Origin of the sequence: Streptomyces sp. GC420, assembly GCF_009916105.1 — a bacterium.
Classification (GTDB): Bacteria; Actinomycetota; Actinomycetes; order Streptomycetales; family Streptomycetaceae; genus Streptomyces.
In genome coordinates this window covers 1-4,452 of the sequence record NZ_JAAAXQ010000515.1, presented here as the reverse complement: position 1 = coordinate 4,452, position 4,452 = coordinate 1, and the positions used below count along the sequence as shown (strand labels likewise).

Annotated in this window: 1 protein-coding gene; it reads left to right on the top strand. The window is 74.8% G+C overall.

The features are described 5' to 3' along the window. Positions 1-4,358: alpha-(1->3)-arabinofuranosyltransferase family protein (locus tag GUY61_RS35220; RefSeq protein WP_166634388.1), on the top strand; the 4,358-nt coding region annotated here is incomplete at its 5' end. Positions 4,359-4,452: the final 94 nt, after the last annotated feature.

Below are 4,452 nucleotides of genomic sequence, written 5' to 3'. Positions count from 1 at the left end.
CCCCGGACGGGCCACGCGGCAGGCGCTGGCTGCTGGGCTTCTGGGCCCTGGTGTTCGTCGCCTTCCTCGCCGCCGCGCCGGGGAAGATCGCCTTCGACACCAAACTCGGGGTCGCCACCGACCCGTTCGGCTTCCTCTCCGACCTCGGTGAGCTGTGGCAGGACCAGGCGGGTTTCGGAGGGATCTACAACCAGTACGTCGGCTACGCCTTCCCGATGCTGCCGTACTACGCGCTCACGGACCTGCTGCACATCCCGGTGTGGCTCGCCGAACGGCTGTGGCTGTCGCTGGTCGTCTCCGCCGCCTTCTGGGGCGCGCTGCGGCTGGCCGAGCGGCTGGGCACGGGAAACGGGCCGAGCCGCCTGGTGGGTGCCGCCGCGTACGCGCTGTGGCCCGTCTACACGGTCGTCGTCGGCTCCACCTCGGCGGCCGCGCTCCCTGGCGCGATGCTGCCCTGGGTGCTGCTCCCGCTGGCCGGTGACCGTACGGCCCCCCGGATCGCCGCGGCGCGCTCGGCACTGCTGATCCCCTTCATGGGCGGCGTGAACGCGGCGTCGACGCTGGCCGCGCTGCTGCCCGTGGGCCTGTACCTGCTGAGCCGCCCCGCGAGCCCCCGCAAGTGGCGGCTGATCGGCTGGTGGGTGCCCGGCGTGGTCCTGGCGACGCTGTGGTGGGTGATCCCGCTGCTGCTGCTCGGCTCGTACGGGGAGAACTGGCTGCCCTACGTCGAGCAGGCCGACACCACCACGGCCACGATGTCCGCGACCGAGGTGCTGCGCGGCGCCGGCAACTGGGTCGGCTACCTGCACTTCGGCGAGGCCTGGCTGCCCGCGGGCTGGGCCGTCGTGTCCTCCGTGTTCGTCGTGCTGTGCTCGGCGCTGGCCGCCGCGCTCGGGCTCGCGGGCCTGGCGAGACGCGACCTGCCGGAGCGCCGCTGGCTGGTGCTGACCGTGCTCGTGGTCGTCCTTGTCACGCTGGCCGGTTACGCGGGTTCGGCGGGCGCGCCGTTCAGCGGCACGGTGCAGGGCTGGCTCGACGGCCTGCTGCGCCCGTTCCGCAACGTCTACAAGTTCCAGCCGGGGCTCGCCCTCGCCCTGGTGCTCGGGCTCACTCATGTGACGGCCGTCGCGGCGCGGGAGCGCGGCGCCCGCCGGGTGCGCGGCCGGCGCTTCGTGCCACTGGTCGTGGGACTGCTGGTGCTGCCCGGCCTGGCCTGGCCGTACCTGAACGGCGACATCCTCCAGCCCGGCACCTTCAAGGCGCTGCCCTCGCAGTGGAAGCGGGCGGCGGACTGGCTGGAGGGGAACTCCCCGGACAGCCGCGCCCTGGTCGTCCCGGCCACCGCGCACGGCATATACACCTGGGGCACCACCGTCGACCAGCCGCTCGACGTGCTCGCCGGATCCCGCTGGGCGCAGCGCGACTACGTGCCGTTCGGCCAGCCGGGGGCCCGGCGGGCCATGGACGCGGTCGAGCAGGCGCTGCTGACGGGCACCGAGGTCCCGGGCCTGTCGGACTACCTGAGCCGGGCGGGCCTGTACTACGTCGTGGTGCGCAACGACCTCGACCCGGACCAGTTGGGCTACGTACCGCCGCAGACCGTGAAACGGACGCTGGAGTCCTCCGGCTACCGGCGCGTCGCGGAGTTCGGGCCGCTGCTGACCTCGGGGCGGATCCCTCCGGAGACGCCCTTGCAGGTCGCGGGCCTGTACCCGCGGGAGCGGGCGGTGGAGATCTACGCCCCGCCGTCCGCTGCGGAGCGTCCCGGACAGGCCGGGCTCAAGCCGGTCGCGGGAACGGCGGTGGTCAGCGGCGGGCCCGAGGCGCTGCTGCAGCTGTCCGCGGACCCGGAGATGCGGGATCGGCCCGCCGTGCTGACCGGGGACAACCACCCCGGCGTGGGCGACCCCGCCGTGCGGGCCGTGGCGGACGGGCTGCGGCGCGCCGACACCCGATTCGGGCTGGTCAACACCAACACGTCGTACACCTACACACGGGACGAGCGGAACCTGCCGGGCAGCTTCCAGGACGCGGGCGAGGAGCCGAGGCAGATCCTCCCGTCGAGCGGTGTCTCCCACCAGACGGTGGCCGAGCTGCGCGGCGCGAAGTCCGTGACCGCGTCGAGCAGCGGCAACTGGCTGTTCCACCTGCCGCAGTACGACCCGGTGAACGCCTTCGACGGCAATCCGGCGACCGCGTGGGCCGAGGGCACGGCGGGCGAGCCGGTCGGGCAGTGGGTGCGGGTCGAGTTCGACGAGCCGGTGGACATGCCGGCGTCGATCGAGGTGACCCCGCTGGCCGGGAACGCGCTGCGCGCGGCGCCGACCGAGATCCGGATCTCGACCGACCAGGGTTTCGAGGACAGTCCGCTGCAGACCGACGGCAGCCGGCAGTCCGTCAAGGCGCCCAAGGGCAGGGCGAGCTGGCTGAAGGCCGAGATCCGCGGCTCGCAGGCGGCGCGGGCCGGGCTGACCGGTGCCGGGTTCGCGGAGATCTCGGTCCCGGACGTGCAGGTCACCCGGCTGCTGGCGCTGCCGGGGGATGCGGCGGACGACGGCTCCGACAGCGGTTCCGCGTCCTCCGGGGCCTCCGCGGAGATCTTCTCGATGCACCGCGCCACCGACCCGGGCGGCCTGACCCCGGCCACCTCCGAGACGGGCCTGCACCGGAAGTTCACGGCGACCTCGTCGGGCGCGTACGCGGCGGAGATCAGCGCGCTGCCCGTCGCGGGCGAGGCACTGGACCGGCTGCTGTACGAAGTGGCGCCCGAGCAGGAGCGGCGCATCACCGCGACCGCCGACTCCACCGCCGCCCTCGGCACCTCGCTGACCCCGCGCAACCTCATGGACGGCGACCTGACGACGGCATGGATCGCCGGGGACAAGCCGGTGCTGCACCTGAGCTGGCCGGGCGAGAAGGTGGAGATCGACGAGATCGTGCTCGCCGCGGCGGGCGGAGTCTCGGCCCGCCCGGAGCAGATCGAGATCAGCTCCCCCGACGGTGCGGCCATCGCCTCCGTCGACGAGAACGGGCAGGCGCGCTTCCCGGGGATCACCACCAACAGGCTCGACATCACCATCACCAGGACGGCGCCGCTGACAGTGCACCACCCCCTCGCCGACGGACGCCTGCAACTGCCGGTCGGGCTGAGCGAGGTGTACGTCCCTGCGCTGGAGGAACTGCGCAGCCCGCAGCCGGACCCCGACGCGGAGTTCGCCCTGCCGTGCGGGAAGGGTCCGGTGCTGGCGATCGGCGGCGAGCTGCACGCGACGAAGGCGAGCGGGCTGGTCCGCGATCTGAACGAGCGACGGCCGGTGAAGGTCGAACTGTGCGCGGGACAGGAGAAGGACGGCTCGGTCCAGCTGGGCAGGGGCGAGCACGTGGTGGAGGCGGGTGACGAGGGCCCGCTCGCCGTGACGGACGTGACGCTGACCCGCGGCACGGTCGAGACCCCGCCCGCCGCCGACCGCGAACTGACCGTCGAGGACTGGGCGGGTGACCGGCGCGCGGTGCGCGTCGGCACCGGTACCGCCTCCTACCTGACGATGTACGGGAACGCCAACGACGGCTGGAAGGCGACCCTCGACGGCGAGGAGCTGAGCTCCGTACGGCTCGACGGCTGGCAGCAGGGCTGGCTGGTGCCCCAGGACTCGGCCGGCACGATCAAGCTGGAGTACGAGCCCGCCCGGTGGTACGAGGCCGGGCTGATCGTCGCGGGGATCGCGCTGCTGGGGCTGCTGGCCCTGGCGTTCGTACGGCGCTCCGGGGCCGCCCCCGCCGAGCCCGGCGAAGCCGGCGAGCCGCTGCCCGGGCCTCCGGCTCCGGGCGCGGTGCTCGGCACGGTGGTGCTGACGCTGGTGCTGATCGTCGTGGCCGGGCCCTGGGCCCTGCTGGTCCCCGCGCTGGCGGTGCTCGCGTACGTCAGGCGCTCAGCTCTGGTTCCGCTCGCCCTCTTCGCGATGCTGGGCGCCGGTGTCACCGCTGCCCTGGGCGCGGGCGAGGCACCGGCAGCCGACGAGGGACCCTTCCACCCGGTGGCGCAGGTGCTCGCCCTGCTCGCGCTGACGGCGGCGATCGTCACCCTTCCGCGGCGCGACCCGGCTCCGCCGCCGGCCGCGCCCGCCCCGCCGGGCCCGGGCACGGACCCGGCGGCCACCGCGGTCCTGCCGGTCACCGGGGCCCCGGCGGACCCGGCGGCCCCACTGCCGCAGCGCACCCGCCCACCGGGGCCCGAGGTGGCCGCCGGCCCACCGGTCCAGGTCCGCGGGCCGGGCGCGGAGCGGCCTCCGGCCGGGGAACCCGACGGCGGCACCGGTCCTTCCGACACCCGCCGCCTGCGGAAGGAGCCACCCGCGTGACCGCCCCGCAGCCCGTCGCGGAGGGCGGGGCCCCGCAGCCCCGCCCCTCGCACGACGCCGCCCCGTACCCGCCCGGCCACCGCCACGCCCACGC